Raw genomic sequence first — 25,033 nt, forward strand, 5'->3', positions numbered from 1 at the left:
GTGGGGGGGGGCGTAATAATGGCCCCCCCCCCCACGTCCCGTTCCAGCAGGAGTTCCGCCCGTGATCAAGCCCCGTACCCCGCCCGGCACCCTTGAACTGCTGCCGCGCGAGCAGATTGCGTTCCAGCGCATGCTGGACGTGATCCGCCGCAACTACGAGCGCTTCGGGTTCCTGCCGGTGGAGACGCCGGTGTTCGAGCTGTCCGACGTGCTGCTGACCAAGTCCGGTGGCGAGACCGAGCGCCAGGTGTATTTCGTGCAGTCCACCGGTGCGCTGGCCAACGCCGCCGAATCGGGTGATCGTTCGCTGCCGGAAATGGCGCTGCGTTTCGACCTGACCGTGCCGCTGGCCCGCTACGTGGCCGAGCACGAACACGAGCTGACCTTCCCGTTCCGCCGCTACCAGATGCAGCGCGTGTACCGTGGCGAACGTGCCCAGCGCGGTCGTTTCCGCGAGTTCTACCAGTGCGACATCGACGTGATCGGCAAGGACAGCCTGAGCGTGCGCTACGACGCTGAAGTGCTGGCGGTCATCCACGCGGTGTTCTCGGAACTGCGCATCGGCGACTTCAGCATCCAGCTGAACAACCGCAAGCTGATGCGCGGCTTCTTCGAAAGCCTGGGCGTGGCCGAGGGTGAGCGCCAGCTGGCGGTGCTGCGCGAAGTGGACAAGCTGGACAAGCGTGGTGCCGATTACGTGCGCGAGACGCTGGTAGGCGAGGGCTTCAACATTCCGGCCGAACAGGTCGAGAAGATCCTCGCGTTCGTGGCCGTGCGTTCGCAGGGCCATGCCGATGCACTGGCCCAGCTGGCTGCGCTGGAAACCGGCGCAGCTTCGTCGGAAACGCTGCGCACCGGTGTTGCCGAACTGCGCGAAGTGCTGCAGCTGGTGCAGGCCCTGGGCGTACCGGAAAGCGCCTATTGCCTGAATTTCTCGATTGCGCGTGGCCTGGATTACTACACCGGTACCGTGTACGAGACCACGCTGACCGACCACCCGCAGATCGGCTCCATCTGCTCGGGCGGCCGTTATGAAGACCTGGCCAGCCACTACAGCAAGTCGAAGCTGCCGGGCGTGGGCATCTCCATCGGCTTGTCGCGCCTGTTCTGGCAGCTGCGCGAGGCGGGCCTGATCGACGGCATCGAAGCCAGCAGCGTGCAGGCGCTGGTGGCGCTGATGGACGAGCAGGGCATGCCGCAGTCGCTGGACATCGCCCGTCGACTGCGCGCCGGCGGCATCAACACCGAAGTGCAGATGGAGCCGAAGAAGATCGGCAAGCAGTTCCAGTACGCCGCCAAGGCCGGTATCCGCTTCGTGGTGCTTGCGGGTGAGGATGAGCTGGCGCGCGGTGTGGTGGCGGTGAAGGACCTGCTGCGCGAGCAGCAGTTCGAGGTGTCGCGCGAGGAGCTGGCCAGCACCCTGCAGGTGGAACTGGAGCAGTCGAAGGCGATGGCGTGATGCGGGCCGCGGCAGGAGGGCTGATCGTCCTCCTGCTGGCCGGCTGCCAGAGCGACCCGTCGCTGCACAGCACGCGCATTGGTCCGGACCAGTACCGGCTGCAGGTTGATCGTTGCCATGTGATCGACCGTGCGCAACTCGAAGGCGACCTGCAGGCCCTGGCCGCACAGAAGTGCCCGGCGGGCGTGGGTGCGTTGGAAAACATCCAGTCCCTGCCGAGCCGGCAGGGCAGCCTGCTCGGCGAATGCCTGCGGCGCGGGGCGCTGCAGGCCGAGGTGCGCTGCTTGAAGCCCTGAGTTGTGCCGAATCTATGATTAAAAAGAAAAACGCCCACCTTTGGTGGGCGTTTTTCGTTTCCGGCTGCCCGTTAAGGGGTCAGATCCGTTTTCCGCAGGAAAACGGATCTGACCCCACGCCGCCCGGATTTGACGCACCGCGCAAGAATGCGCTAATGTACTAACGCGCTATTACATTGATGCATGGAAACGACCCCGTGAAAGCCCGCCCCGAAATTGCCGCCAAAGACCCGAAGGCCGACCTGGAAGCCCTGGCCCGGGCCTTTGCCGCCCTGCGCGAGCCTGAGCAGGTGGAAGCGTTCCTGCGCGACCTGTGCACCCCCGCTGAACTGGAAGCCATGGCCGACCGCTGGAAGGTGGTGCCGCTGCTGCAGCAGGGCGTGCCGTATCGCGAGATCCACGAGCGCACCGGGGTCAGCGTGACCACCACCGGACGGGTGGCACGCTCGCTCGAGCATGGCCATCGAGGCTATGCCGCCGCCATAGACCGCCTTGCTTCGCGCTGATCCGCGCCCCGTTCCGACCTTCGAGACCTCCCCCATGAGTGCAACCCAGGCAGCACCGGCACGAGACCGGTTGCGTATCGCCATCCAGAAGAGTGGCCGGCTGGCCGAGCCCGCCCGCAATCTGCTCAGTGCCTGTGGCCTGAGCTGGCGCGAAAGCCGCGACAAGCTGTTCTGCTACGGCGAGTCGCTGCCGGTGGACCTGCTGCTGGTGCGCGACGATGACATCCCGGGCCTGATCGCCGACGGTGTCTGCGACCTCGGCATCGTCGGCCGCAATGAACTGGATGAGCAGGCCGCCGCGCGCCGCCAGATCGGCCTGCCGGATGCTTATCAGGCGCTGCGCGGACTGGGCTTCGGCCAGTGCCGGCTGATGCTGGCGGTGCCCGAGGAGTGGCAGTGGCAGGGTCCGGCGCAGCTGGCTGGCACACGCATCGCCACCAGCTATCCGGCCATCCTCAAGCAGTGGCTGGATGAGCAGGGCGTGGATGCGCAGGTGGTCGAGCTGTCCGGTTCGGTGGAGATCGCGCCGCGCCTTGGTACCGCCGACCTGATCTGCGACCTGGTCTCCAGCGGCGCTACGCTGCGCGCCAACCAGTTGACCCCGGTGCACAACCTGCTCGACAGCGAGGCAGTGCTGGCGGGCGCGGTGCGCGTGCCGGACGACGCACGCGCGTCGCTGCGTGCGATGCTGCTGCGCCGTCTCGACGGCGTGGTGCAGCGCCAGGACCGCAAGCTGCTGATGTTCCGCGCCAGCGAGGATCGCGTCGATGCGCTGGCACAATTGCTGGCCGATGCCGAGCCGCTGGTGCGGCTGCCGGCCGATGGCGGCGCACTGCGCCTGCAGACCATGTGCCCGGGTCCCTTGAGCTGGCAACGCATGGAAGAACTCGAGCGCGCCGGTGCACAGGGTCTGATGGTGTTGAGCGTGGAGCGGTCGCTGGCATGAATCGTCTGATCTGGTCGCAACTTGATGAGGCCGCGCGCAGCGCGGCATTGACCCGCCCGGTGCAGACCGTGGCGCAGCAGACCCGCGATGCGGTGGCGGCGCTGATCGCGCAGGTGCGCGCGCAGGGCGACGAGGCGCTGCGTGCGATTACCGCTCGTTTCGATGGCGTGGAGCTGGCGTCCTTCGAAGTGTCCGATGACGAGTTCGCGGCCGCCGAAGCGGCGGTACCCGTGGATCTGCGCCAGGCCATGGGGGAAGCTGCCGAGCGCATCACGCGCTTCCACGAGGCTGGCATGGGCAAGGGCTATGTCGTGGAGACCGCGCCGGGCGTGGTCTGTGAACGCATGCTGCGGCCGATCGGCCGGGTCGGCCTGTACGTACCGGCAGGCAGTGCGCCGCTGCCGTCCACCGCGTTGATGCTGGGCGTGCCCGCGCAACTGGCTGGTTGCCCGCAGGTGGTGCTGTGCACGCCGCCACGCGCCGATGGCACGGCCGACCCTGCGGTGCTGGTGGCCGCGCGCCTGACCGGCGTGCAGCGCGTGTTCAAGCTCGGCGGCGCGCAGGCGATTGCCGCGATGGCCTATGGCACCGCCACCATCCCGGCGTGCGACAAGCTGTTCGGGCCCGGCAACAGTTTCGTTACCGAAGCCAAGCAGCAGGTCGCACAGGACGGCGCCGCCGCCATCGACATGCCGGCCGGCCCGTCGGAAGTGCTGGTGATTGCCGATGCGGGCGCAAACCCGGCGTTCGTGGCTGCCGATCTGCTGTCGCAGGCCGAGCACGGCCCGGATTCACAGGTGCTTCTGTTGACCGACGATACCGCGATGCTGGTGGCGGTCGAGGCGGAAGTGGAACGCCAGGTGGCCTTGCTGCCGCGCCAGCAGATCGCACGCCAGGCACTGTCGGCGTCGCGCCTGATCGAGGTCGATTCGCTGGCTGACGCCTTTGCAATCAGCAACCGGTATGCGCCCGAACACCTGATCCTGGCGCTGCGCCAGCCGCGCGACTGGCTGGACAAGGTGCAGGCGGCCGGCTCGGTGTTCCTAGGCGATTTCACGCCGGAAGCACTGGGTGACTACTGCAGCGGCACCAACCACGTACTGCCGACAGCAGGCGCTGCACGTGCCTACAGCGGTGTCAGCGTCGCCAGCTTCCAGAACCTGATCAGCGTGCAGAGTGCCAGCGCTGCAGGACTGGCAGCAATCGGCGGCTGCGCACGCATCATCGCCAGCGCCGAAGGCCTGGATGCGCATGAGCGTGCAGTGGCCCTGCGCATGGAGGCCGCCGCATGAGCGCCGCCATTGATGACGTGCTGGCACTGGTGCGCCCGGATCTGCAGGCCTTCGCCGGCTACAGCTCGGCGCGCAGTGCGGCGGTGCAGGGCGAGGTCTGGTTGAACGCCAACGAGTCGGCCTGGGCCAATCCGGCCGATGCCGACGGCAGCAGCCGGCGCTATCCCGAACCGCAGCCGCTGGCGCTGCGCGAGAGCCTGGCCGCACTGTATGGCGTGCAACCGCAGCAGCTGCTGGTCGGCCGCGGCAGCGACGAAGCCATTGATCTGCTGGTGCGCGCGCTGTGCGTGCCCGGACGTGATGGCGTGCTGGTCACGCCGCCGGTGTTCGGCATGTACGCCGTGTGCGCACGGTTGCAGGGCGCCGCGCTGATCGAAGTGCCGCTTGTGGACAGCGAGGATGGCCTGCGCACCGATCTGGATGCGGTGATCGACACCGCCAAGGCGCGCAATGCCAAGCTGGTGTTCCTGTGCGCACCATCGAACCCGGCCGGTAGTGATATCGCCCTGGACGAGGTCGAACGCGTGGCGGTTGCGTTGCGCGGGCAGGCGCTGGTGGTGGTGGATGAGGCCTATGTCGAGTACGCGCAACGTCCGTCGGCGACCACGCTGTTGGCCGTGAACCCGAATCTGGCGGTGCTGAGAACGTTGTCGAAGGCGCACGCTCTTGCCGCCGCGCGCATCGGAACACTTATCGCCGCACCGGAACTGATTGCCGTCCTGCGTCGCTGCCAGGCGCCGTACCCGGTGCCGACGCCATGCGCGGAACTGGCGGTGCAGGCGCTGCAACCGGCCGCACTGGGGCGCACCGCCGAACGCGTGACCACGGTCATCGCCGAGCGTGAACGCCTGTTCGCGTCGCTGCCCGGCCTGCCCGGCGTGCGCCGCGTGTATGCCTCGGCCGGCAACTATCTGCTGGTGCGCTTCGCCGATGCCCAGGCCGCGTTCGATACGCTGCTGGCTGCTGGCGTGGTGGTGCGCGACCAGCGCGCCGCGCCGCAACTGGGCGATGCCCTGCGCATCAGCATTGGCAGCCCCGAAGAGAACGACCGCGTGCTTGCGACCCTGTCGGCGCGGAGGGCCGCAGCATGACCCCGATCCTGTTCATCGACCGCGACGGCACCCTCATCGAGGAGCCGTCCGATTTCCAGATCGATGCCTACGAGAAGCTGCGCTTCGTGCCGCAGGTGATCCCGGCGCTGCTGAAGCTGCGGGATGCCGGCTACCAGTTCGTGATCGTCACCAACCAGGATGGCCTGGGCAGCGACAGCTACCCGCGCGCCAGCTTCGATGGCCCCAATGATCTGATGCTGCAGATCTTCGAGAGCCAGGGCATCACCTTCCGTGACGTGCTGATCGATTGCAGCTGGCCGCAGGACAATGCACCGACCCGCAAGCCGGGCATCGGGCTGATGACCGCCTATCTGCAGGACCGCAGCATCGACTGGGCACGCTCCGGCATGGTGGGCGACCGCATCACCGACCTGCAGTTCGCCGACAATCTCAACATCCGTGGCTTCCAGTTGCGTACCGAGCAGTTTGGTGGCGAGTGGGACTGGCCGGGCATCGCCCATGCGCTGGCCGACGCGCCGCGTACTGCCGTGGTCCAGCGCAACACCAAGGAGACGAAGATCCGCGTTGAACTCGATCTGGACCGTGCCGGTGATGCGCGCATCGCCACCGGACTGCCGTTCTTCGACCACATGCTGGAACAGATCGGCAAGCACGGCGGTTTCGCCCTGGACATCCAGGCCGAGGGCGACCTGCACATCGACGAGCACCACACCATCGAAGACACCGGGCTGGCTCTGGGCCAGGCCCTGCGCGAAGCACTGGGCGACAAGCGCGGCATCGGCCGCTACGGTTTCACCCTGCCGATGGACGAGACCCTGGCCAGCGCTGCGCTGGATTTCAGCGGCCGCCCCTACTTCGTGTTCGACGGCGAGTTCAAGCGCGAACGGGTGGGCGACATGCCGACCGAACTGGTGCCGCACTTCTTCCGTTCGCTGTGCGATGCCAGTGGGCTGAACCTCAACCTGCAGGTACGCGGTGACAACGACCATCACAAGGTGGAGGCCTGCTTCAAGGCGCTGGCGCGCGCGCTGCGCCCGGCGCTGGCCCGGCAGGGCACGGCGTTGCCGACCACCAAGGGGGCGCTGTGAGTGACGTATCGCTGATCGACGCGGGCGGTGCCAATCTTGGTTCGGTGCGCTATGCGCTCGAACGCCTTGGCGCCAGCGTTCGGCTGGTGCGCGATGCCGATGGGCTGGTCGGCGCGCAGCGGGTGATCCTGCCCGGCGTCGGTGCGGCGGGTCCCGGCATGCAGCGCCTGCATGCGCAGGGCCTGGTCGAGCCGTTGCAGCGGCTGGAAGTGCCGTTGATGGGCATCTGCCTGGGCATGCAGCTGTTGTTCGAGCGCTCCGAGGAAGCCGGCGTGGAAACGCTGGGGCTGATTCCCGGGGTGGTGCGCAAGCTGGTACCGGCCTGCGGCATCCGGGTGCCGCACATGGGTTGGAACCGCCTGCTGCCGCTACGTGAGTCGCTGCTGTTGCAGGGTGTACCAGAGCGGGCCAGCGCCTATTTCGTGCACAGCTATGCGGCGCCGCTGAATACCCACACCGTTGCTGCCTGCGATCACGGTGGCCTGTTCACGGCCGTGGTGGAGCAGGGGCGCTACTACGGCGCGCAGTTCCATCCCGAGCGTTCCGGCGAAACCGGCTCGCTGATGCTGCGCAACTTCCTTGAGGGCACTGCTGCATGAGTTTCATCGTCTACCCCGCGCTGGATATCCGTGATGGCCGCGTGGTGCGGCTGCGCCAGGGCGACTACGCGCAGGAAATCTCGTATGGCGACGACTGCCTGCCGCGCGCGCAGGCCTTTGCTGCGCAGGGCGCGCAGTGGATGCACCTGGTCGATCTTGATGCGGCGCGTGCCGGCGGCTATACGCTGGCGCCGCTGCTGGCAGCGATTCGCGCGCAGACGCCGTTGCGGGTGCAGACCGGCGGTGGCGTACGCGGTCGCGATGACGTGGCGCGCATCCTCGATGCCGGCGCCCACCGCGTGGTGGTCGGTTCACTGGCCGTGCGCCGCCCCGACGAGGTAGTGGGCTGGCTGGAGGAATTCGGCGCCGAACGCATCACCATTGCGCTTGATGCCCGCCAGGATGCACAGGGCCAGTGGCAGCTGCCGGTGCACGGCTGGACCGAGAACGCCGGGGTGACCCTGGATGATCTGGCCCAGCGCTACGCACGCGCCGGCATGCACCACCTGCTGTGCACCGACATCGCCCGCGACGGCATGCTGGCCGGGCCCAACATCAGCCTCTACCAGCACCTGTCGGCGCTGCTGCCGGGCGTGGCGGTGCAGGCTTCCGGCGGCATCCGTGACGTGGCCGACGTTGCCGAAGCGCGACGTGCAGGCTGCGGTGGCGCGATCCTTGGCAAGGCGCTGCTGGAGCAGCGCATGGACCTGGCGGAGGCACTGGCATGTTGAGCCGGCGCATCATTCCCTGCCTGGACGTGCGCGATGGCCGCGTGGTCAAGGGCGTGCGTTTCCGCGACCACGTCGACATGGGCGATATCGCCGAGCTGGCGCAGCGCTACCGTGACCAGGGCGCCGACGAGCTGGTGTTCTATGACATCGGCGCCAGCCCCGAGGCGCGTTCAGTGGACGTGGCCTGGATCGAGCGCATCGCGCGACTGATCGACATCCCGTTCTGCGTGGCCGGTGGCATCGACAGCGTCGAAACGGCACGCCGCGTGCTGTTCGCCGGTGCCGACAAGGTGTCGATCAACTCCCCGGCGCTGGGGCGCCCGGAACTGATCACCGAGCTGGCCGACGAGTTCGGCGTGCAGTGCGTGGTGGTCGGTGTCGATTCGGTGCGCGAGGCCGATGGGCAATGGCGGGTACGCCGTTTCAGCGGCGACCCGGACAAGACCCAGGCGGTGCGGCTGCGCACGCTGGACTGGATCGTCGAAGCACAACGGCGTGGCGCCGGTGAGATCGTGTTGAACTGCATGGACAGCGACGGCGTGCGCCGTGGCTACGACGTCGTGCAGCTGCAGCAGGCACGGGCACTCTGCCAGGTGCCGCTGATCGCCTCCGGTGGCGCCGGTGCGGTGGAACACTTCGCCGAGGCCTTCGACCAGGCCGATGTGGATGGCGCGCTGGCCGCCAGCGTGTTCCACAGCGGCGCCATCGCCATTCCGGAATTGAAGCGCTACCTGCGCGAGCAGCAGATCGAGGTGCGGGATGTCTATTGAAGTGAGGCCGTCACTGGATGCGCTGCAGGGCCTGGACTGGGGCAAGGGTGAAGGCCTGCTGCCCGCTGTCGTGCAGGATGCCGATACCCTGCAGGTGCTGATGCTGGGCTATGTCAGCGCCGAGTCGTTGGCGGCCACCCTGGCGATCGGCCACATGACGTTCTTCAGCCGCAGCAAGCAGCGGTTGTGGACCAAGGGCGAGCAGTCCGGAAACGTGCTGGTGGTGCAGTCGATCAGCGTGGACTGCGATGCCGATACGCTGCTGGTGATGGCGCGCCCGGCCGGGCCGACCTGTCACACCGGTGCGGAGAGCTGCTTCGATGGCGCGCCAAAGGACTTCCTTGGCGGGCTGGGCCAGCTGGTGGCGATGCGCGAGGCACAGCGGCCACCGGGCAGCTACACCACGAGCCTGTTCGAGGGCGGTATCCGCCGCATCGCGCAGAAGGTGGGCGAGGAGGGCGTGGAGACCGCGCTGGCAGCGGTGGCGCAGGACGATGAAGCGCTGCTGGGCGAGGCCTCGGACCTGCTTTACCACCTGCTGGTGCTGCTGCGCGCGCGTGGTCTGTCGCTGGAGGATGCGCGGGCGGTGCTGGAAAAGCGCCATCGTTGAAGGAGGCGTGCGGCCCAGCGGTCCGCACCCACCTCTGCAATGCAGCCAAGCATGGCTCGGCTCTACAATAGGGAGTCTTCTTCTCTCCCGGACCGTCCCATGAAACTGCCTGCCGCCTGGCTGTGCTGCCTGTTGCTGACCTCGCCGGCCTGGGCCGCGGACACCGTGGTCACCGGCAAGGTCTATCTGGAGCGCGACGGCAAGCCGGGCCGCGGCGCCACCGATCCGGGCCTGGCCGGGGTGCAGGTCTCCAACGGCGAGACCATCGTCAAGACCGCCGCCGATGGCAGCTACAGCCTTCCGGTGCGTGACGGCCAGACCGTGTTCGTGATCAAGCCGGACGCCTACGCCTTCCCGAAGGCGACCGATGGCCTGCCGTCGTTCTGGCGCCACTACCGCCCGAACGGTTCGCCGACACTGAAGTACGGCGGCATCGCCGCGACCAGCGACGTCACCCGCAACTGGGATTTCGCGCTGCAGCCGGACCGCCATGACAGTCGCCGTGGATTCCAGATGCTGGTGTTCACCGATTCGCAGACGGCCAGCCTGAAGGACATCGGCTACTACCAGCAGTCGATCGTGGCGCCGCTGGTCGGCCAGACCAGGGCGCGCCTGGGTACAACCCTGGGTGACATCGTCAACGACGACCTGACCCTGTACCCGGCGATCAACAAGGTCACCACGTCGCTGGGCGTGCCGTGGTTCCATGTGCCGGGCAACCACGACCTCGACTTCGATGCAGCCAGCGACGACCATTCGCTGGACAGCTGGCGCAACATCTATGGCCCGGACACCTACGCGGTGGAAGAGGGCGGCGCCAGCTTCGTATTCCTCGACGACGTGGTGTACGACCCCAAGGCAAGGCCGAAGTATGTCGGCGGCCTGCGCGAAGACCAGTTCGCTTTCCTCGCCAGCTATCTGAAGGGCCTGCACAAGGACCGCCTGCTGGTGCTGGGCATGCACATTCCGCTGTTCGATGCGGCGCCAGGGCGCGAGACCTTCCGTCATGCCGACCGCCAGCGCCTGTTCGACCTGCTCAAGGACTTCCGCAACGTGCTGGTGCTCAGCGGCCACAGCCACACCCAGCAGCACGTCTATCACGGCAAGGCCGAGGGCTGGAACGGCGACAAGCCGCTGCACGAATACAATGTCGGTGCCAACTGCGGTGCATTCTGGTCCGGGGTGAAGGATGCCGCCGGCGTGCCGGACAGCACCATGAGCGATGGCACGCCAAAGGGCTATGCGCTGCTGGATGTCGCCGGCAATGGCAGCTACAAACTGCAGTACCGCGTGGCCGGCAGGCCAGCCAGCGAACAGATCGGCCTGCATGCACCGAAGGTGCTCCGCCAGGGGGCCTACCCGGCATGGGGCATCTATGCCAACGTCTACATGGGCGAGGATGCCAGCGTGGTCGAGTACCGCGTCGACGGCGGTGCCTGGCAGCCGATGAAGCAGGTCAGCCAGCCGGACCCGCGCCTGATGGTGGAGAACGTGGCCGACGATATGGCAAACAGCCTGCGTGGCTACGATCGTTCGCCGGAGGCTACCGCATCGCCTCACCTGTGGCGTGGCGCGCTGCCGACCGATCTGGCGGTGGGCAGCCACAAGGTCGAGGTACGCTCCACCCAGCCCGATGGCGCAGTGTTCACTGCCACCACCAGCTACAGCCTGCAGACTGCCCAGCCCTGACACGCCGCAAGGCCTCTCCAGCGAAAGGACCCCGCATGGATATCCGCTTCATGGCCGGCACTACGCCGGTGACCCTCAGCCGCCACTGGTTCACCGGCGCGATGCTGCTGCAGAGCGCCACCGAGAAGGTCTGGGTGCAGCACCCGCTGCATCCGGGCACCCACTTCTCGTTCTCGCTGGTACAGTCGTGGCTGCGCCACATTGCTGGCCATGAAGTGCTGGTAGAACGCACCCGGCCGCTGCTGTTCGCCGGCTTCCGCCCGCAGCGCCTGCGCGTGCTGGTGGACGGCGTGCAGGTGGCCGAACAGGAAGGCATGTAGGCCAACCTGAACCGCCGGCGTGCTAGGCAAAGCCGCCCCGATGCCTGAGAATCGGGGCGATTCAATCGATCCAAGCAGGCCAGCGTGACCATCGCAGCAGCGTCCCCGGTTTCCTCCGACTCCGCCCGCGGCGGTCTTCCGCGCCATCTGGTCGTCGCCGATGTCGGCGGCACCTTCGCCCGTTTGGCGTTGGCTGAAACGCAACCCGGCCAGGCGCCGCTGCTGGGCAGCCATCGCACCTACGCCTGCGCCGAGCATCCCAGCCTGGCGGCGATCCTTGCTGATTTCACCACTGGCCTCAGCCAGCCGGTGCAGACCGCCGTGGTGGCCATCGCCGGCCTGCTCGATGGCGATGTGCTGATCAATTCCAACCTGCCGTGGACCGTATCGCTGTCGGCCACCCGCGCGCAGTCCGGGCTGCGCGAGCTGCAGCTGATCAATGATTTCGAGGCGGTGGCACTGGCCATCCCGTACCTGCAGCGCGAGACGCTGGTGCCACTGAACGGCGACGCCGATCCGGCGCAGGCGTTCCCGGCGCTGGTGCTGGGCGCGGGCACCGGCCTGGGCGCCGCGCTGCGCTTCGCCGATGGCGAGCGCCCGGTGCTGGCCAGTGAGATCGGCCATGCCGCGCTTGCCGCCGGCAACGCGCTGGAACTGCAGGTGCTGGGCAAGCTGCTTCAGCGCTGGGCGCACGTGGACAACGAGCGCGTGCTTTCCGGCAGCGGCCTGATGAACCTGTATCCGTGCCTGTGCGAACTGCGTGGCGTCACCCCGGTGTGGTCCAGCACCGAGGCGCTGATCGGCGCCGCCCGCAGCGGCGAGGATGCGCTGGCGGTGGAGACGCTGCAGGTGTTCTGCGCCTGGCTGGGCAGCCTGGCCGGCGACGCAGCGATCGCCGTCGGTGCACGCTCGGTGTACCTGGCCGGAGGCATTTCCGCGCATGTGCAGGATTTCCTGGCCGATGGCCGCTTCCGTGAGCGCTTCCTCAACAAGGGCGTGCTGACCGAGGTGCTGCGCCAGGTGCCGGTATGGCGCGTGGAGCACGGCCAGCTGGGCGTACTCGGTGCAGCGGTCTGGCACGCCGCACGACAGCCCGCGCACGACTGATCGCTGCGACCGGCATAGGGCCGGCCGCACATTGCAGACTGGGAGGGGAAGATGGTGGATCGCAGGCAGTTCCTGCAGGCCGGCGCACTGGCCGCAGGCATGGCAGCATTACCGGGCGTACTCGCGCGCGCGCAGGGTGGAGCCAAGGTGGTTTCGACCTGGGACTTCGGCGTGCCGGCCAACCAGGCTGCGTGGAAAGTACTGACGCAAGGTGGCAGCGCGCTGGATGCGGTCGAAGCCGGTGCACGCTGGGCCGAGAGCGAACTGTGCAACCCCACCGTCGGTCATTGCGGCAACCCGGATCGCGACGGCGTGCTGAGCCTGGATGCCAGCATCATGGATGGTGATGGCCGCTGTGGCGCGGTGGCCGCGCTGGTCGACATCCTGCATCCGGTCTCGGTGGCCCGCAAAGTGATGGAGAACAGCCCGCATGTGCTGCTGGTGGGCGAGGGCGCACAGCAGTTTGCCGTGCAGCAGGGTTTCGAACGCCAGCGCCTGCTGACGCCGCAGGCCGAAGCGGCCTGGCGCGAGTGGCTGAAGACCGAGAAGTACCAGCCGCAGATCAACGCCGAGCGCCGTGGCATCCCCGGCAACAGCGACAACCACGACACCATCGGCATGCTGGCGCTGGATGCCAAGGGCCATCTGGCAGGTGCCTGCACCACCAGCGGCATGGCCTGGAAGCTGCACGGCCGGGTCGGCGACAGCCCGATCATCGGTGCCGGCCTGTATGTCGACAACGAAGTGGGAGCGGCCACCGCCTCGGGCGTAGGTGAGGAGATGATCCGCAACGCCGCTTCGTTCCTGGTGGTCGAGCTGATGCGCCAGGGGCGCTCGCCGGCGCAGGCCTGTCGCGAGGCGATCGACCGCGTGGTGCGCAAGCGCCCGGAAGCGAGCAGAACGCTGCAGGTGTGCTTCCTGGCCATGAACAAGCAGGGCGAGGTGGGCGCGTACGCGTTGCACCGCGGTTTCGTCTACGCGGTGTGTGATGCGCAGCGCCAGGACGACCTGCGCGATTCGCCGTCGATCTACACGAGCACGCAGGCGTGAGCAAGCTGCGCACCCTGGAGATCGCCAGCAACTCGCTGGCCTCGGCGCTGGCCGCCCAGGCCGGCGGCGCCGACCGCATCGAGCTGTTCGACAACCTGGCCGAGGGTGGCACCACGCCGTCGTTTGCCAGCATCGCCATCGCCCGCGAACGCCTGTCGATTCCGCTGTTCGTGCTGGTGCGCCCGCGTCCGGGTGATTTCCACTACGACGCGCTGGAAACCGAACTGATGCTGCGTGACATCGCGCAGTGCCGTGCCCTCGGCTGCGATGGCGTTGTGATCGGCGCACTGGATGTGCAGGGCGACATCGACCTGCCGCTGTGCCGCGAACTGGTGCAGGCCGCCGGGCCGTTGCAGGTGACCTTCCACCGCGCCTTCGATGCCGCCCGCGACCTGCCTGCCGCACTGGAGCAGGTGATCGGGCTGGGATGCCAACGGGTACTGACCTCGGGGGGCCAGGCAAGCGCCGAGGCCGGTGCCGATGTACTGGTGGGCCTGGTCACCCAGGCGGCGGGGCGCATCACGGTGATGGCTGGTGCCGGACTGGGCCCGGCCAACATTGCCACGGTCGCGCGGAAGAGTGGCTGCAGCGAACTGCACGCCTCGGCCAAGGGCCTACGGCGCTCGGCCATGCAGTTCCAGAACCCGGCGCTGCGCGGCCTGGACCCGGACTGGAGCCAGACCGCCACCGCCACCGTGGCTGCACTGCGTCAGGCGCTGGACGGCGCAAGGTAACCCGCTTCTTCTGTAGAGCCGAGCTCACGCTCGGCTGCTCTTTGCGGCGAACAACAGCAGCCGAGCGCGGGCTCGGCTCTACAACGACCCGCTGTCGGCCGTACACGGCATCACGGACAAAACCGTTCCGCGCGCGCTTGTCGCGATCGTGTCATCGATTGCTGCGCCGCTTTCTCATCGGTGGTGCGCAACCCATTGATTGATATGGGTTGCGGTAGCCAGTAGCGGCACGCCGTCGCCGGTTTGTGCGTTGCGGCATGCTGCGCATGGTTCAGCTGTGCTTTAGTTTGGATCGATCCACAGGGGGGCGCCGCGACGGTCTTGAACCGATCCAGGTGCTCGGATCAGCCGTAGTGCCGCGCTATCACCCGTCCGTGCGTCCACACTTTCGAAGAGCAACCTGCCATGGCTCAGATCGTCCGCAAGCGCCGTCACCTGCTGTCCCAGGCCCTGGTCCTGGCCCTGCTTCCCCTGGCTGCCAATGCGCAGGAAGCCTCAAGCTCGTCCACCAAGGATCTCGACGCGGTCACCGTCACCGGCTCGCGCATCAAGCGCGCCAGCGTCGAGGGCCCGGCGCCGGTCAATGTGATCACCGCCGCGCAGATCCAGAAGGAAGGCTTCGTCAGCGTGTATGACGCGCTGAAGACGCTGACCGAAGCGACCGGCACCGTCGAGGCGGCCTCGCAGTGGGGCTCGCACACGCCCAACGCCAGCGGCCTGAACCTGCGCGGGATGGGCCCGAACCGCTCGCTGCTGCTGGTCAATGGTCGTCGCGTGGCCGACTACCCGCTGCCCTATGGCGGCGAAACCAATTTCTCCAACTACGGCAACATTCCGGCCGCGGCGGTGGAGCGCATCGAAGTACTGACCGGTGGTGCCTCGGCCATCTACGGTTCCGATGCGATCGCCGGTGTGGTCAACGTCATCCTGAAAACGAACTACGACGGTGACGAAGTGCGTGTGCGCGGCGGCACCTCCACCGAAGGTGGGCGCGATACTTGGGATCTGTCCTGGGCTGGCGGCAAGACCGGCGACAACTGGAGCGTGACCTACGCGCTGCAGTACACCAAGCGCGATCCGTTGTTCGGCCGTGACCGCCCGCAGATGGACGATGCCGATGATGCTCCGTATCCATCCTGGAACATGGAACAGCGCAAGGTCGGCTTCCGTCCCACTGCCGGCCTGGCGCTGATCGATCCGAGCAACGGCCAGCGCGTGGCGCCGCCCGCCGGCACCTGCGAGAAGTTCAACGGCGAGTACTACACAGCCGATCGATTGGTCTACAACTACGCCGCCAACACCATCACCAACACCGGCCGTCTGTGCGGCATGAGCGCCGACTACGCCAACTGGCTGCTGACCGGCGGTGCCGAGAACGTGTCCGGCAACCTGTATGCCACCTTCGATTTCAGCAGCGACCTGCAGGCCTGGACCAACCTGGCGGTGTACCGCTCGGAGGCGATATGGGGCACCAATCCACCCAGCGTGTCGCTGATCGACGATGACAACGGCTATTACTGGGATGCCAACCGCAACCGCCCGATCCTCGGCGTGCGCCAGTTCACGCCAAACGAGGTGGGCGGCCTCGATACGCTGCGCAACACCAATCGCGAACTGTCCTGGGACTGGAGTGCTGGCCTGCGCGGGCGCCTCGCCGACCGTTTCGACTGGAGCGCAACGGTAGGACGTTCGTACTACCGTGTGGAAGAGCGGCAGAACGTGGTCGACAAGCAGAAGTCGTACGACTACTTCCTCGGCCCGAAGCTGGGCACCACTGCCGATGGCGAGGCGATCTACGCGTTGAACGAATCGCGCTGGTGGAATCCGCTGACGCCGGACCAGTACTGGCAGATGGGTACAGTAGCGAAGAACCGCGCGACCTCCTGGGTCAACCAGGCGTCGGCGGACATCACCGGCGAACTGTTCCAGGGCTGGGCCGGCCCCATCTCGTTCGCCGCCGTGGCCGAAGTCGCGCAGCAGGGCTACCACCTCAGTCCTGACCCACGCGCCGGCATCGACTTCGATCTGCAGAACGTCGACCTTGGTGGTGGCGAGCGCACCCGCTATTCGGCGGGCGTCGAGTTCAAGATCCCGCTGCTGGAGAGCGTGACCGCCACCGCGGCCGCGCGCTATGACCGCTATGGCAACTACAAGGCCGACGACAGCAGCGAAGCGCTGGAGATCGGCAGCCAGAAGGAAACCACCTGGAACGTGGGCCTGGAATGGCGCCCGGTGGAATCGCTGCTGGTGCGCGGCTCGTATGCCACCAGTTTCCACGCGCCGGACATGCACTACCTGCTGGGCCAGCCGAGCAGCTCCGAAGTACAGACCTATGACCGCCTGCGCTGCATCCAGAGCGGCGCCTACCTGGTCAACAACTGCGGCGTCGGCAACACCGATGTCTGGTACACGTTCGATGTGAACCGCCGTGGCACGCCGCTGCTGCGCTCGGAAACCGGTGATTCTTGGACGGTCGGCTTCGTCTGGGACGTGCTGCCGAACCTGTCGGTCAGCGCCGACTACTGGGCGATCAAGCTGGAAGACATGATCGTCGACGTTGGCGCCGACGAGGTGCTGGCCAGCGAAGCGGGCTGCCTGACCGGCAAGAACATGGACGGTACGCCGTGGGCCAATCCGGCCGGTGGCGAGTACTGCGCCGGCATCCTGGCCCGCGTGAACCGTGACAGCAACGGGCGCCTGGTATCGATCGAGCGCGGTCCGTTCAACCTGGCCAGCCGCGAGGTGCGTGGCATCGACCTGACCGCACGCTATCGCCTGGACACCGCGCAGTGGGGCAGCTTCCAGCTGGGCCTGAACTACACCAACCAGATCTCCACCAAGGAACAGCGCTACGCCAACGACCCGAATCCGGAGCGGCGCGATCGTGACCTGCGCAGCAAGCTGCGCGCGAGCCTGGCCTGGCAGCGTGGCAACTGGAACGCCAATGTCTACGCAGACCGCGTCGGCTCGGTGCCGGGCGTGCGCTACCACTGGGGTACCGACCGCCTGGACAATCCCGGCGGCTGCCTGCCGTTCGCCGATGGCTACGTGCCCAGCGACAGCCCGTCGCTGAACTGCCTGGAGCCGGCGACGCGTCCGGATGGCTCGCCCAACCCGAATCCCAATGCCGGGCAGCAGACCGCACGGTACTTCGGCCGGGTCGGGCCGTTCATCACCTGGAACTTCAACGTGGGCTACCAGGTGACCGAACACGCGAAGGTGAACGTGTACGTCAACAACGCGTTCAACTCGGCCAGCTGGAACCACAAGGATCCGTACAAGCTGGACTACGACTTCGCCCCGACCCGCCTGCTGGGTGCGGTGGGCCGTGAGTTCGCGCTGGAGTACGTGTTCACCTTCTGAGGCGGGTTGCAGGCGGTAGGCCGGACATGGCCCGGCGCTACCGGTCGGTCCCGGGGTAGCTGGATTTGACCTTCCCACAATGGCAAGGTTTAGCCTGTCCGCATCCAGAAGGAACCCCGGGAATCCGATCATGAGTACGCCTCGCGCCACTGCAGTCCCCGCCAGCCCCTCCACCATCAGCCTTCCCATCGAGGGCATGACCTGTGCCAGCTGTGTCGGCCGGGTCGAGGCAGCGCTGTCCAAGGTCGAGGGCGTCGGCAGTGTCTCTGTGAACCTCGCCACCGAGCGCGCGGACATCCGGCCCTCCGGTCCGGTTGATCGCGCGGCGCTGATCCAGGCGGTTGAGCGTGTGGGCTACGACGTACCCGCCGCGACCGTTGAACTGGCGGTGGAGGGCATGACCTGCGCATCCTGCGTTGGTCGCGTGGAGCGCGCGCTGCGGGCGGTGCCCGGGGTCAGCCAGGCCAGCGTGAACCTGGCCACCGAGCGTGCCACCGTACGCGGCGTGGCGGGCGTGGACGCGCTGGTGGCTGCCATCGACAAGGTCGGCTACGCCGCCCGCCCGATCGAGGCCGGTGTGCAGTCCGATGATGAAGCCGCTGAAAAGAAGGATGCCGAGCGCGCCGAACTGAAGCGCGACCTGATCGTGGCGTCCGCGCTGGCGCTGCCGGTGTTCGTGCTGGAGATGGGTTCGCACCTGATTCCCGGCATGCACGAATGGGTGATGGCCAACATCGGCATGCAGACCAGCTGGCATCTGCAGTTCGCACTGACCCTCCTGGTGCTGGCCATCCCCGGTCGCCGTTTCTACCAGAAGGGATTCCCGGCGCTGCTGCGGCTTGCGCCGGACATGAATTCGCTGGTGGCGGTGGGCACCGCCGCAGCGTTCGGTTATTCGGTGGTGGCGACCTTTGCACCGCGGCTGTTGCCGCCGGGCACGGTGAACGTCTACTACGAAGCGGCAGCGGTGATCGTTGCGCTGATCCTGCTCGGCCGCTTCCTCGAAGCCCGGGCCAAGGGCCGCACCTCCGAAGCGATCAAGCGCCTGGTCAACCTGCAGGCCAAGGTCGCCCACGTGATCCGTGACGGCCGCGCAGTCGATATCCCGGTCAATGAAGTGCAGAGCGGCGACGTGGTGGAAGTGCGGCCGGGCGAGCGCGTGCCGGTCGACGGCGAGGTGGTTGAAGGCCGCAGCTACATCGATGAATCGATGATCAGCGGCGAGCCGATTCCGGTCGAGAAGCAGCCGGGCAGCGGCGTGGTGGGCGGTACGGTCAACCAGAAGGGCGCACTGACGGTACGTGCCACGGCGGTGGGCGCGCAGACCATGCTGGCGCAGATCATCCGCATGGTCGAACAGGCGCAGGGCTCGAAGCTGCCGATCCAGGCGGTGGTCGACAAGGTCACGTTGTGGTTCGTGCCGGCGGTGATGCTGGCTGCGCTGGCGACCTTCCTGGTCTGGTTGATCTTCGGCCCGTCACCGGCACTGAGCTTCGCGCTGGTCAATGCGGTGGCGGTGCTGATCATTGCCTGCCCGTGTGCGATGGGGCTGGCAACGCCGACCTCGATCATGGTCGGCACCGGCCGCGGCGCGGAGATGGGCGTGCTGTTCCGCAAGGGCGAGGCGCTGCAGCTGTTGAAGGATGCGCAGGTGGTGGCGGTGGACAAGACCGGCACGCTGACCGAAGGCCGCCCGCGCTTGACCGATCTGGAGATCGCCGACGGGTTTGATCACGGTACGGTTCTGGCAGCGGTGGCGGCAGTGGAGTCGCGCTCGGAGCATCCGATAGCCCGCGCCATCGTCGACGCGGCTGCCGAGCAGGGCATCGCGCTGCCGGCGATGGCCGATTTCGAATCGGTCACCGGCATGGGCGTGCGTGCCAGTGTTGATGGCGCGCGCGTGGAGGTTGGTGCTGATCGATTCATGCGTGAGCTCGGCGTCGACATCGGCCCGTTCGCTGAACTGGCCAGCCAGCTTGGAACGCAGGGCAGGTCGCCGCTGTATGCCGCCATCGACGGCCGCCTGGCCGCGATCATCGCGGTGTCCGATCCGATCAAGCCGAGCACGCCGGCCGCGATCGCGGCGCTGCACCGGCTTGGCCTGAAGGTGGCGATGATCACCGGCGACAATGCCGGTACCGCGCAGGCGATCGCGCGGCAGCTGGGCATCGATGAGGTGGTGGCCGAGGTGCTGCCGGAAGGCAAGGTTGAAGCAGTGCGCCGGCTGAAGGCCGCGCATGGTCATGTCGCGTTCGTCGGCGATGGCATCAACGATGCGCCGGCGTTGGCCGAGGCCGATGTTGGTCTGGCCATCGGCACCGGTACCGATATCGCGGTGGAATCGGCCGACGTGGTGCTGATGTCAGGCAACCTGCAGGGCGTGCCGAATGCCATCGCGCTGTCGAAGGCGACGCTGGGCAACATCCGCCAGAACCTGTTCTGGGCCTTCGCCTACAACACCGCGTTGATCCCGGTGGCGGCCGGCGTGCTGTACCCCGCCTGGGGCGTGCTGCTGTCGCCGGTGTTCGCGGCCGGTGCGATGGCCCTCTCCAGCGTGTTCGTGCTGGCCAACGCGCTGCGCCTGCGCCGCTTCCAGCCGCCGATGGCGGATGCCCCCGCTGCGAGCCACTGAAGGAGAACCGTATGAATATCGGTGAAGCCGCCAAGGCCTCCAGCGTGTCGGCGAAGATGATCCGCTACTACGAACAGATTGGTCTGATTCCTGCGGCCGATCGCACCGAGTCCGGCTACCGGGCATATTCGCAGGCGGACATCCACCGCCTGCGCTTCATCCGACGCGCGCGTGATCTCGGGTTCCAGGTGGCCGAGATCGCCGATCTGCTCGGCCTCTGGAACGACACCTCACGCCACAGTGCCGACGTGAAGCATCTGGCTGAGCAGCACATCGCCGACCTGGAGCAACGCATCGAGCACATGCGGCAGATGGCCGACACGCTGAAGTCGTTGATCAGCTGTTGTGCGGGGGATGAGCGCCCGGAGTGCCCGATCCTGCAGCGGCTGGGCGAGGACGACGAAATGCAGTTGCCGGTTGATGCACCGAAGACCGGCGCGGTGCGTCGGCGCGCGCACAAGCACTGAGACGCTGCCATGCGCATGAAAAAGCCCGCCCGATGCGGTTGCACCGGGCGGGCTTCGTTGTGGATGCGACGCTGCGGATCACGCGGTGCGCGGCGGGAACCCGGCGTCGTTCACCGCGGCGAAGACCTGCTCCTGCGATGCGGTGGTCTGCACCTTGACCAGGCCGGTCGGCGGGTCGGCCACAACGCTGGCGTTGGGATCGATCTGCTGGATCGCACGGGTCACACTGCGTGCGCAGCCGCCGCAGGTCATGCCGTCGACATGGAATTCCATCTGTAGCTCCTTCGGTGCTCTTGGGTGGAGCCAGTGTGCACCTTCCAACGATGGCAGGGTCAAGCGGCGGGCTGAACGCCGGGCATATCGGAGCGTATGAAAACGGCAGCCACCTGTACCAGCGCGGCTGCCGTGGAGGAATGGCCCCGCACGGAGCGGGGCGGGGCCATGCCGGGCAGGACCCGGCACGCCCGGTCGGGCCTTAGAACTTCCAGGTGGCGCCGAAGTACAGCTGGCGGCCTGCATAGGTGTTGGAGATCAGGCGGGCCTTGGTGTCATTGCCCAGGTGCACGCGCTGCTCGGACTTGGTGGCATTGATCACCGAGGCGGTCAGCGTCCAGTCCGGGGTCAGGTTGTAGGCCACGTTCAGATCCAGCTGGTCATACGGCTCGGTGTAGACCGTCATGCCGTTCTGCAGGCCCCCCACAACTTCGCCGCGACGGTTGAACGAGGCACGCGCAAGGAACTTGTCGTTCTCGTAGAACACCGTGACGTTGGCCTGGTTCTTGGCGCTGCCGACCAGCGGCGAAGAGCCGATGTTCTGTCCGTCAATCACGATCGATGCCAGGTTGGTGTCATTGTAGGTGTAGTTGGCCTGCACGCCGAAGCCGGAATCGAAGGTGTACTGGCCATACAGTTCCACGCCCTGCGAAACACCATCCTGGCCATTGGCCTTGGTCTTGTAGTTCTGCACGGTCACCACTTCGCCGCCGACAGTCATCTGCGTGTCGCGCACGACCGGCACGGTGAAGTTGCTCACGTCCTTGCGGAACAGGCCGACACCGGCCACGGCGCCCGGCTGGAAGTACCATTCCAGGCCCAGGTCGTACTGCGTGGCCTTGAACGGCTGCAGCTGCTTGTTGCTGCCTTCGCCGGCCCAACCCGGGTTCGGCGCACCGCCGGCGACGCGACGATCGTCGACGTATTCGGCGCTGTAGAAGCTCAGAGCGCCCGGGGTGGCGATATCGGTGTAGCCCGGACGGGCGATGACCTTTGACACGGCGCCGCGCAGCACCAGGGTGTCAGTGATGTCCCAGGCGATGTTGAAGCTCGGCAGGATATCGGTATACGTGCGGTCGACGCCGATCAGTTCATGGGTCTTGCTCTGCGCCAGATCATACGGCAGTCGCACGAAGCCACTCTCGCAGCCATAGCCCGGGTAGGCCGCAGCAGCCGGGTCGGTGCACGCCATCGGCGCGCCGGACGCGTTGTCCAGGAAGTAATCGTTGAACTTCTCGATCGAGTCGGAGGACTGCGCGAACTGCTTGGTGCGTACTACGCGCACGCCGACGTTGCCGCGCAGACGCTCGGTGCGGAAGTTGGCCTGGAAATAGCCCGAGTAGATCTTTTCGTTGACGTTGTAGACGAAGTCTTCCTCGGTACGGTTGTGCGAACCGCCGTAGGTCTTGTTCAGGTAGTCGATGTAGGCCGGGTAGTTGATGCCCGGGAACACATTCGCATTGAAACCGCCGGCGATGTTGCTGATCGGATTGGACAGGAAGAAGCCGGGCTGCGCGTCGCCGGCAGTCGGGTCGCAACCCGCTTGGTAACGGCCGTCCTTGTAGTCGGCCGGATCACGGCCCTGGCAGGTCCAGTAGGTGTTGCCGGTATTGCGGTGGACCTTGCCGTCGCGGTACTTGGCACCAAACTGGATCGAGTCCAGCCAGCCCGATTCAAACAGCTTGGTGACGTCGGCCTGGAAGTAGTTCTGCTTGACCTCGGTGCGCTTCCACGACGAATCGGTCGAACCGGTGTCGACTTCGGCGATGCCGTTCATCAGCTGCTGCTGCAGGTCGGGCGAGAAGGTGGCCGAGGGCGTGCCGGTGAGGTCCCAGGCGCTGTACTGGTTGCCCGACAGGTAATCGCTGCCGACCTTGCGGCGCGGCTTGGCCGACATCCGGAAGTTCATCGACGGGCCACCTTCGGACCAGGTGCGGCCGCCGGTGAACGAGGCCTTCCACAGCGGGCTGATATCCCATTCGATGGTCAGGTCAGCGGTCTGCGATAGTGCCTTTTCCTTGCTGTAGCCGCCAGTCAGCTGCGGCGTCGGAACCGTGCAGTCGTCCGGGCCCCAGCCACCGGGCTTGAGTCCGGCGGCCTTGGCCTGGTCTTCGCTGCAGTAGTAGGTCTTTCCGGCCAGCTTTTCGAACTGTGCACCGGTGACGGTGTTGCCGCTGGGGTCGAAGTCCAACCCATTGAGCAGGCGTCCGCCCGCCCAGTTTCCATCGCCGTTGAAACGAGCCATGCTCCATTCCGGAATCTTCAGCATGTTCTGGGTGTAGTCACCCTGCAGCTCGAAGCGGAAGTAGTTGGCCGTCATCGTGACGTTGTCGACTGGCTTGAACTGGAACGTCAGCTGGCCGCCCTTGCGCTCGCGCTTTTCTTCCTTCACCGCGAAGTTGGCCGAGGTCGGCATGAAGAAATCGCTGTAGTTGCCGCCGGTCTGGTTGTTGAATCCGGACTTGCCCCACCAGTAGTGGATGCCATCCTGCGACTGCACGTTGCCATAGGCATCGCGCGCCTTGCCGGCGCCATACCACTGGTAGTCCTCGGTGCTGGCTTCCATGGTGCGGGTGGTGCGCTTCTGCTGCGTCACGCCGACCAGCACGCCGAAACGCTCATCCTTGCTGTGCCAGGAGTACAGGGCCGAGGCCTGCGGATCGATATCGTGATGGGTGTCGGAAGACGTGCCCTCGAGCGTGACGAAGCCCGAGTTGGATTCCATGTCCAGCGGACGACGGGTATGCAGGATGACCGTGCCACCGATGCCGCCTTCGTCGATGCGTGCTTCCGGCGACTTGAACAGCTCGGCGCTGGACAGCATGTTCGACGGCAGCAGGGTGTAGTTGAACGAACGGGTGGCCTCGTCGTTGGTTTCCGAGGTGGCGACGTAGTTGCCGTTCAACTGGGTCAGGGTCAGGTCCGGGGCCAGGCCGCGCACACTGACGGTCTTGCCTTCGCCGCCACTGCGGGTGATGACCACGCCGGGCACGCGCTGCAGTGCGTCGGCCACGTTCTTGTCGGGGAACTTGCCGACGTCCTCGGCGGTGATCACTTCGACCACGGCATTGGCGTCGCGCTTCTGCTCAAGGCTCTTTTCAATGGCGTAGCGGTAGCCGGTGACCTGGACGCTGTCCAGGTTGGTGGCTTCCTGCGAGCCGGTGGTGGTTGCCTGCTGCGCGGCGGCGCCGGCCGGAACGACGGCGGCGGCCAGGGCCAGCGCGATGGCCAGCGACAATGCATCCTGGCCATGCTTACGTGTTGAATGCTTCATTCCCATCTCTCCCTCTCTCCTGGATTGATCCGGTGACGTGGCACGGACAACTTGAATCGATCTAATTTGAAGTGACATTGTCGCTATCGCCATGCAGTGGCAGTAGCACCGTGCGCGTGGCCTGGTACGTCCTGTTGCCGCTCCCCCAACTCCCGGCCATCGCAATGTCGTCTTGGATCGATCTAAGCGATGGGCGGGCGTTTTTTAGCATGGGTCGCCCGCGGACGCATGCTGCTGCGCAATATGGTACTGGCGTGGCGAGGGGATGACGGTTTGCTGAAAACAGTGGAAACGTTTTCGTGCGCAGGGGAGGGTGGGTCGGCAGGGCTGCGCCCTGCACCTGCAGAAGCCTTCAAGCCAGAGCAACGTCAAAGGCAACAGCCGGCTCTGGGGTGTCTGCTGGTTGGGCGGGGGGGGGGGGGGGGGGGGGGGGCCGCCCCCCCACAAACCCACCCCCGCCCGCGGGGGCGCGCCCCCCCCCCCCCCCCCCCCCCCCCCCCCCACCCCCCCCCCCCCCCCCCCACCCCCCACCCCCCGCCGGCTGGCTGTCAGGTCTAAATAAAAAACCCCCCCGGCGCCCCCCCCGCCCGCCCCCCCCCCCCCCCCCCCCCCGCCCCCCCCCCCCCCCCCCCCCCCCCCCGCCGGCGAACCTGGAACTGATCGACCAGCCGGTGGCGATGCTCGACGGCACAACCAGCGCGACGGTGCTGGCCGCCGCGCTGGACCGCGAACTGGTTTCGGTCGAGCCGATCGG

General features: G+C 66.9%; 21 protein-coding genes. 19 read left to right on the plus strand and 2 right to left on the minus strand.

The window, feature by feature from the left end; genetic code table 11:
• Nucleotides 1-61 precede the first annotated feature (61 nt).
• The 19 genes from hisS (at nt 62) to cueR (ending at nt 20,732) form a co-directional block, all read left to right on the plus strand.
• Nucleotides 62-1,459 carry a histidine--tRNA ligase gene (gene hisS / locus QRO91_RS14790; RefSeq protein WP_197619615.1) on the plus strand — a complete coding sequence of 466 codons (1,398 nt, stop codon included), beginning with the start codon at nt 62-64 and terminating at the stop codon, nt 1,457-1,459.
• Entirely contained in the window at nt 1,459-1,755 is a 297-nt protein-coding gene (locus QRO91_RS14795) for a hypothetical protein (protein ID WP_285310452.1), read from the plus strand. The genes hisS and QRO91_RS14795 overlap by 1 nt, the downstream gene beginning before the upstream one ends.
• Before the next feature lie 197 nt (nt 1,756-1,952).
• Nucleotides 1,953-2,261, plus strand: coding sequence for a YerC/YecD family TrpR-related protein (locus tag QRO91_RS14800; RefSeq protein WP_197619619.1), 309 nt, complete (start codon nt 1,953-1,955; stop codon nt 2,259-2,261).
• A 34-nt stretch (nt 2,262-2,295) separates the two neighbouring features.
• Nucleotides 2,296-3,207 carry an ATP phosphoribosyltransferase gene (hisG, locus tag QRO91_RS14805; protein WP_019338500.1) on the plus strand — a complete coding sequence of 304 codons (912 nt, stop codon included), beginning with the start codon at nt 2,296-2,298 and terminating at the stop codon, nt 3,205-3,207.
• Complete coding sequence (hisD, locus tag QRO91_RS14810; protein ID WP_049426897.1) at nt 3,204-4,499, plus strand: histidinol dehydrogenase; 1,296 nt, start codon at nt 3,204-3,206, stop codon at nt 4,497-4,499. Before hisG ends, hisD begins: the two co-directional genes overlap by 4 nt.
• Complete coding sequence (gene hisC / locus QRO91_RS14815) at nt 4,496-5,590, plus strand: histidinol-phosphate transaminase (protein ID WP_197619621.1); 1,095 nt, start codon at nt 4,496-4,498, stop codon at nt 5,588-5,590. Before hisD ends, hisC begins: the two co-directional genes overlap by 4 nt.
• Nucleotides 5,587-6,660, plus strand: a complete 1,074-nt coding sequence (gene hisB, locus QRO91_RS14820; protein ID WP_049426901.1) for a bifunctional histidinol-phosphatase/imidazoleglycerol-phosphate dehydratase HisB — start codon at nt 5,587-5,589, stop codon at nt 6,658-6,660. The genes hisC and hisB overlap by 4 nt, the downstream gene beginning before the upstream one ends.
• Complete coding sequence (gene hisH, locus QRO91_RS14825) at nt 6,657-7,259, plus strand: imidazole glycerol phosphate synthase subunit HisH (RefSeq protein ID WP_197650116.1); 603 nt, start codon at nt 6,657-6,659, stop codon at nt 7,257-7,259. Before hisB ends, hisH begins: the two co-directional genes overlap by 4 nt.
• Nucleotides 7,256-7,990 carry a 1-(5-phosphoribosyl)-5-[(5-phosphoribosylamino)methylideneamino]imidazole-4-carboxamide isomerase gene (hisA, locus tag QRO91_RS14830; protein WP_049427539.1) on the plus strand — a complete coding sequence of 245 codons (735 nt, stop codon included), beginning with the start codon at nt 7,256-7,258 and terminating at the stop codon, nt 7,988-7,990. The genes hisH and hisA overlap by 4 nt, the downstream gene beginning before the upstream one ends.
• Nucleotides 7,984-8,760 carry an imidazole glycerol phosphate synthase subunit HisF gene (gene hisF, locus QRO91_RS14835; protein WP_197619623.1) on the plus strand — a complete coding sequence of 259 codons (777 nt, stop codon included), beginning with the start codon at nt 7,984-7,986 and terminating at the stop codon, nt 8,758-8,760. Before hisA ends, hisF begins: the two co-directional genes overlap by 7 nt.
• The gene (gene hisIE, locus QRO91_RS14840; protein WP_111205058.1) at nt 8,750-9,370 is read left to right on the plus strand and encodes a bifunctional phosphoribosyl-AMP cyclohydrolase/phosphoribosyl-ATP diphosphatase HisIE; all 621 of its coding nucleotides are present in this window, start codon (nt 8,750-8,752) and stop codon (nt 9,368-9,370) included. The genes hisF and hisIE overlap by 11 nt, the downstream gene beginning before the upstream one ends.
• A 99-nt stretch (nt 9,371-9,469) precedes the next feature.
• On the plus strand, nt 9,470-11,059 hold the full coding sequence (locus tag QRO91_RS14845) for a calcineurin-like phosphoesterase family protein (RefSeq protein ID WP_197619626.1): 1,590 nt from the start codon (nt 9,470-9,472) through the stop codon (nt 11,057-11,059).
• Nucleotides 11,060-11,094: 35 nt separating this feature from the next.
• Nucleotides 11,095-11,379, plus strand: coding sequence for a hypothetical protein (locus tag QRO91_RS14850; RefSeq protein ID WP_005409434.1), 285 nt, complete (start codon nt 11,095-11,097; stop codon nt 11,377-11,379).
• An 84-nt stretch (nt 11,380-11,463) separates the two neighbouring features.
• A complete protein-coding gene (locus tag QRO91_RS14855) occupies nt 11,464-12,486 on the plus strand; it encodes a glucokinase (protein WP_197619628.1) in 1,023 nt (340 codons plus the stop codon).
• Between the two features lie 51 nt (nt 12,487-12,537).
• Entirely contained in the window at nt 12,538-13,536 is a 999-nt protein-coding gene (locus QRO91_RS14860) for a N(4)-(beta-N-acetylglucosaminyl)-L-asparaginase (protein WP_197619630.1), read from the plus strand.
• Nucleotides 13,533-14,270: a copper homeostasis protein CutC gene (locus tag QRO91_RS14865; RefSeq protein ID WP_197619632.1), complete on the plus strand. Its 738-nt coding sequence runs from the start codon at nt 13,533-13,535 to the stop codon at nt 14,268-14,270. Before QRO91_RS14860 ends, QRO91_RS14865 begins: the two co-directional genes overlap by 4 nt.
• 405 nt (nt 14,271-14,675) lie before the next feature.
• Nucleotides 14,676-17,633: a TonB-dependent siderophore receptor gene (locus tag QRO91_RS14870; RefSeq protein WP_197619634.1), complete on the plus strand. Its 2,958-nt coding sequence runs from the start codon at nt 14,676-14,678 to the stop codon at nt 17,631-17,633.
• Between the two features lie 130 nt (nt 17,634-17,763).
• The gene (locus tag QRO91_RS14875) at nt 17,764-20,265 is read left to right on the plus strand and encodes a heavy metal translocating P-type ATPase (RefSeq protein ID WP_197619636.1); all 2,502 of its coding nucleotides are present in this window, start codon (nt 17,764-17,766) and stop codon (nt 20,263-20,265) included.
• Between the two features lie 11 nt (nt 20,266-20,276).
• Nucleotides 20,277-20,732 (plus strand): Cu(I)-responsive transcriptional regulator, encoded by a 456-nt coding sequence (gene cueR / locus QRO91_RS14880; RefSeq protein WP_049427559.1) that lies wholly within the window; start codon nt 20,277-20,279, stop codon nt 20,730-20,732.
• 78 nt (nt 20,733-20,810) lie between these two features.
• Here the strand turns inward: cueR and QRO91_RS14885 are convergent, their stop codons facing one another.
• Both QRO91_RS14885 and QRO91_RS14890 read right to left on the minus strand, forming a co-directional pair.
• Nucleotides 20,811-21,005, minus strand: coding sequence for a heavy-metal-associated domain-containing protein (locus tag QRO91_RS14885; RefSeq protein ID WP_008267227.1), 195 nt, complete (start codon nt 21,003-21,005; stop codon nt 20,811-20,813).
• A gap of 202 nt (nt 21,006-21,207) precedes the next feature.
• The gene (locus QRO91_RS14890; RefSeq protein WP_049427561.1) at nt 21,208-24,285 is read right to left on the minus strand and encodes a TonB-dependent receptor; all 3,078 of its coding nucleotides are present in this window, start codon (nt 24,283-24,285) and stop codon (nt 21,208-21,210) included.
• Between the last annotated feature and the right edge of the window lie 748 nt (nt 24,286-25,033).

Source organism: Stenotrophomonas maltophilia group sp. Smal32 (assembly GCF_030237085.1).
Lineage (GTDB): Bacteria > Pseudomonadota > Gammaproteobacteria > Xanthomonadales > Xanthomonadaceae > Stenotrophomonas > Stenotrophomonas maltophilia_Q.

What these genes read in the sequence shown, in the direction of transcription:
- QRO91_RS14795 (WP_285310452.1), top strand. Translation starts at nt 1,459, where the DNA reads ATGCGGGCCGCGGCAGGAGGGCTGATCGTCCTCCTGCTGGCCGGCTGC.
- hisG (WP_019338500.1), top strand. Translation starts at nt 2,296, where the DNA reads ATGAGTGCAACCCAGGCAGCACCGGCACGAGACCGGTTGCGTATCGCC.
- hisD (WP_049426897.1), top strand. Translation starts at nt 3,204, where the DNA reads ATGAATCGTCTGATCTGGTCGCAACTTGATGAGGCCGCGCGCAGCGCG.
- hisC (WP_197619621.1), top strand. Translation starts at nt 4,496, where the DNA reads ATGAGCGCCGCCATTGATGACGTGCTGGCACTGGTGCGCCCGGATCTG.
- hisB (WP_049426901.1), top strand. Translation starts at nt 5,587, where the DNA reads ATGACCCCGATCCTGTTCATCGACCGCGACGGCACCCTCATCGAGGAG.
- hisA (WP_049427539.1), top strand. Translation starts at nt 7,256, where the DNA reads ATGAGTTTCATCGTCTACCCCGCGCTGGATATCCGTGATGGCCGCGTG.
- hisF (WP_197619623.1), top strand. Translation starts at nt 7,984, where the DNA reads ATGTTGAGCCGGCGCATCATTCCCTGCCTGGACGTGCGCGATGGCCGC.
- hisIE (WP_111205058.1), top strand. Translation starts at nt 8,750, where the DNA reads ATGTCTATTGAAGTGAGGCCGTCACTGGATGCGCTGCAGGGCCTGGAC.
- QRO91_RS14845 (WP_197619626.1), top strand. Translation starts at nt 9,470, where the DNA reads ATGAAACTGCCTGCCGCCTGGCTGTGCTGCCTGTTGCTGACCTCGCCG.
- QRO91_RS14850 (WP_005409434.1), top strand. Translation starts at nt 11,095, where the DNA reads ATGGATATCCGCTTCATGGCCGGCACTACGCCGGTGACCCTCAGCCGC.
- QRO91_RS14860 (WP_197619630.1), top strand. Translation starts at nt 12,538, where the DNA reads ATGGTGGATCGCAGGCAGTTCCTGCAGGCCGGCGCACTGGCCGCAGGC.
- QRO91_RS14870 (WP_197619634.1), top strand. Translation starts at nt 14,676, where the DNA reads ATGGCTCAGATCGTCCGCAAGCGCCGTCACCTGCTGTCCCAGGCCCTG.
- QRO91_RS14875 (WP_197619636.1), top strand. Translation starts at nt 17,764, where the DNA reads ATGAGTACGCCTCGCGCCACTGCAGTCCCCGCCAGCCCCTCCACCATC.
- cueR (WP_049427559.1), top strand. Translation starts at nt 20,277, where the DNA reads ATGAATATCGGTGAAGCCGCCAAGGCCTCCAGCGTGTCGGCGAAGATG.
- QRO91_RS14885 (WP_008267227.1), bottom strand. Translation starts at nt 21,005, where the DNA reads ATGGAATTCCATGTCGACGGCATGACCTGCGGCGGCTGCGCACGCAGT.
- QRO91_RS14890 (WP_049427561.1), bottom strand. Translation starts at nt 24,285, where the DNA reads ATGGGAATGAAGCATTCAACACGTAAGCATGGCCAGGATGCATTGTCG.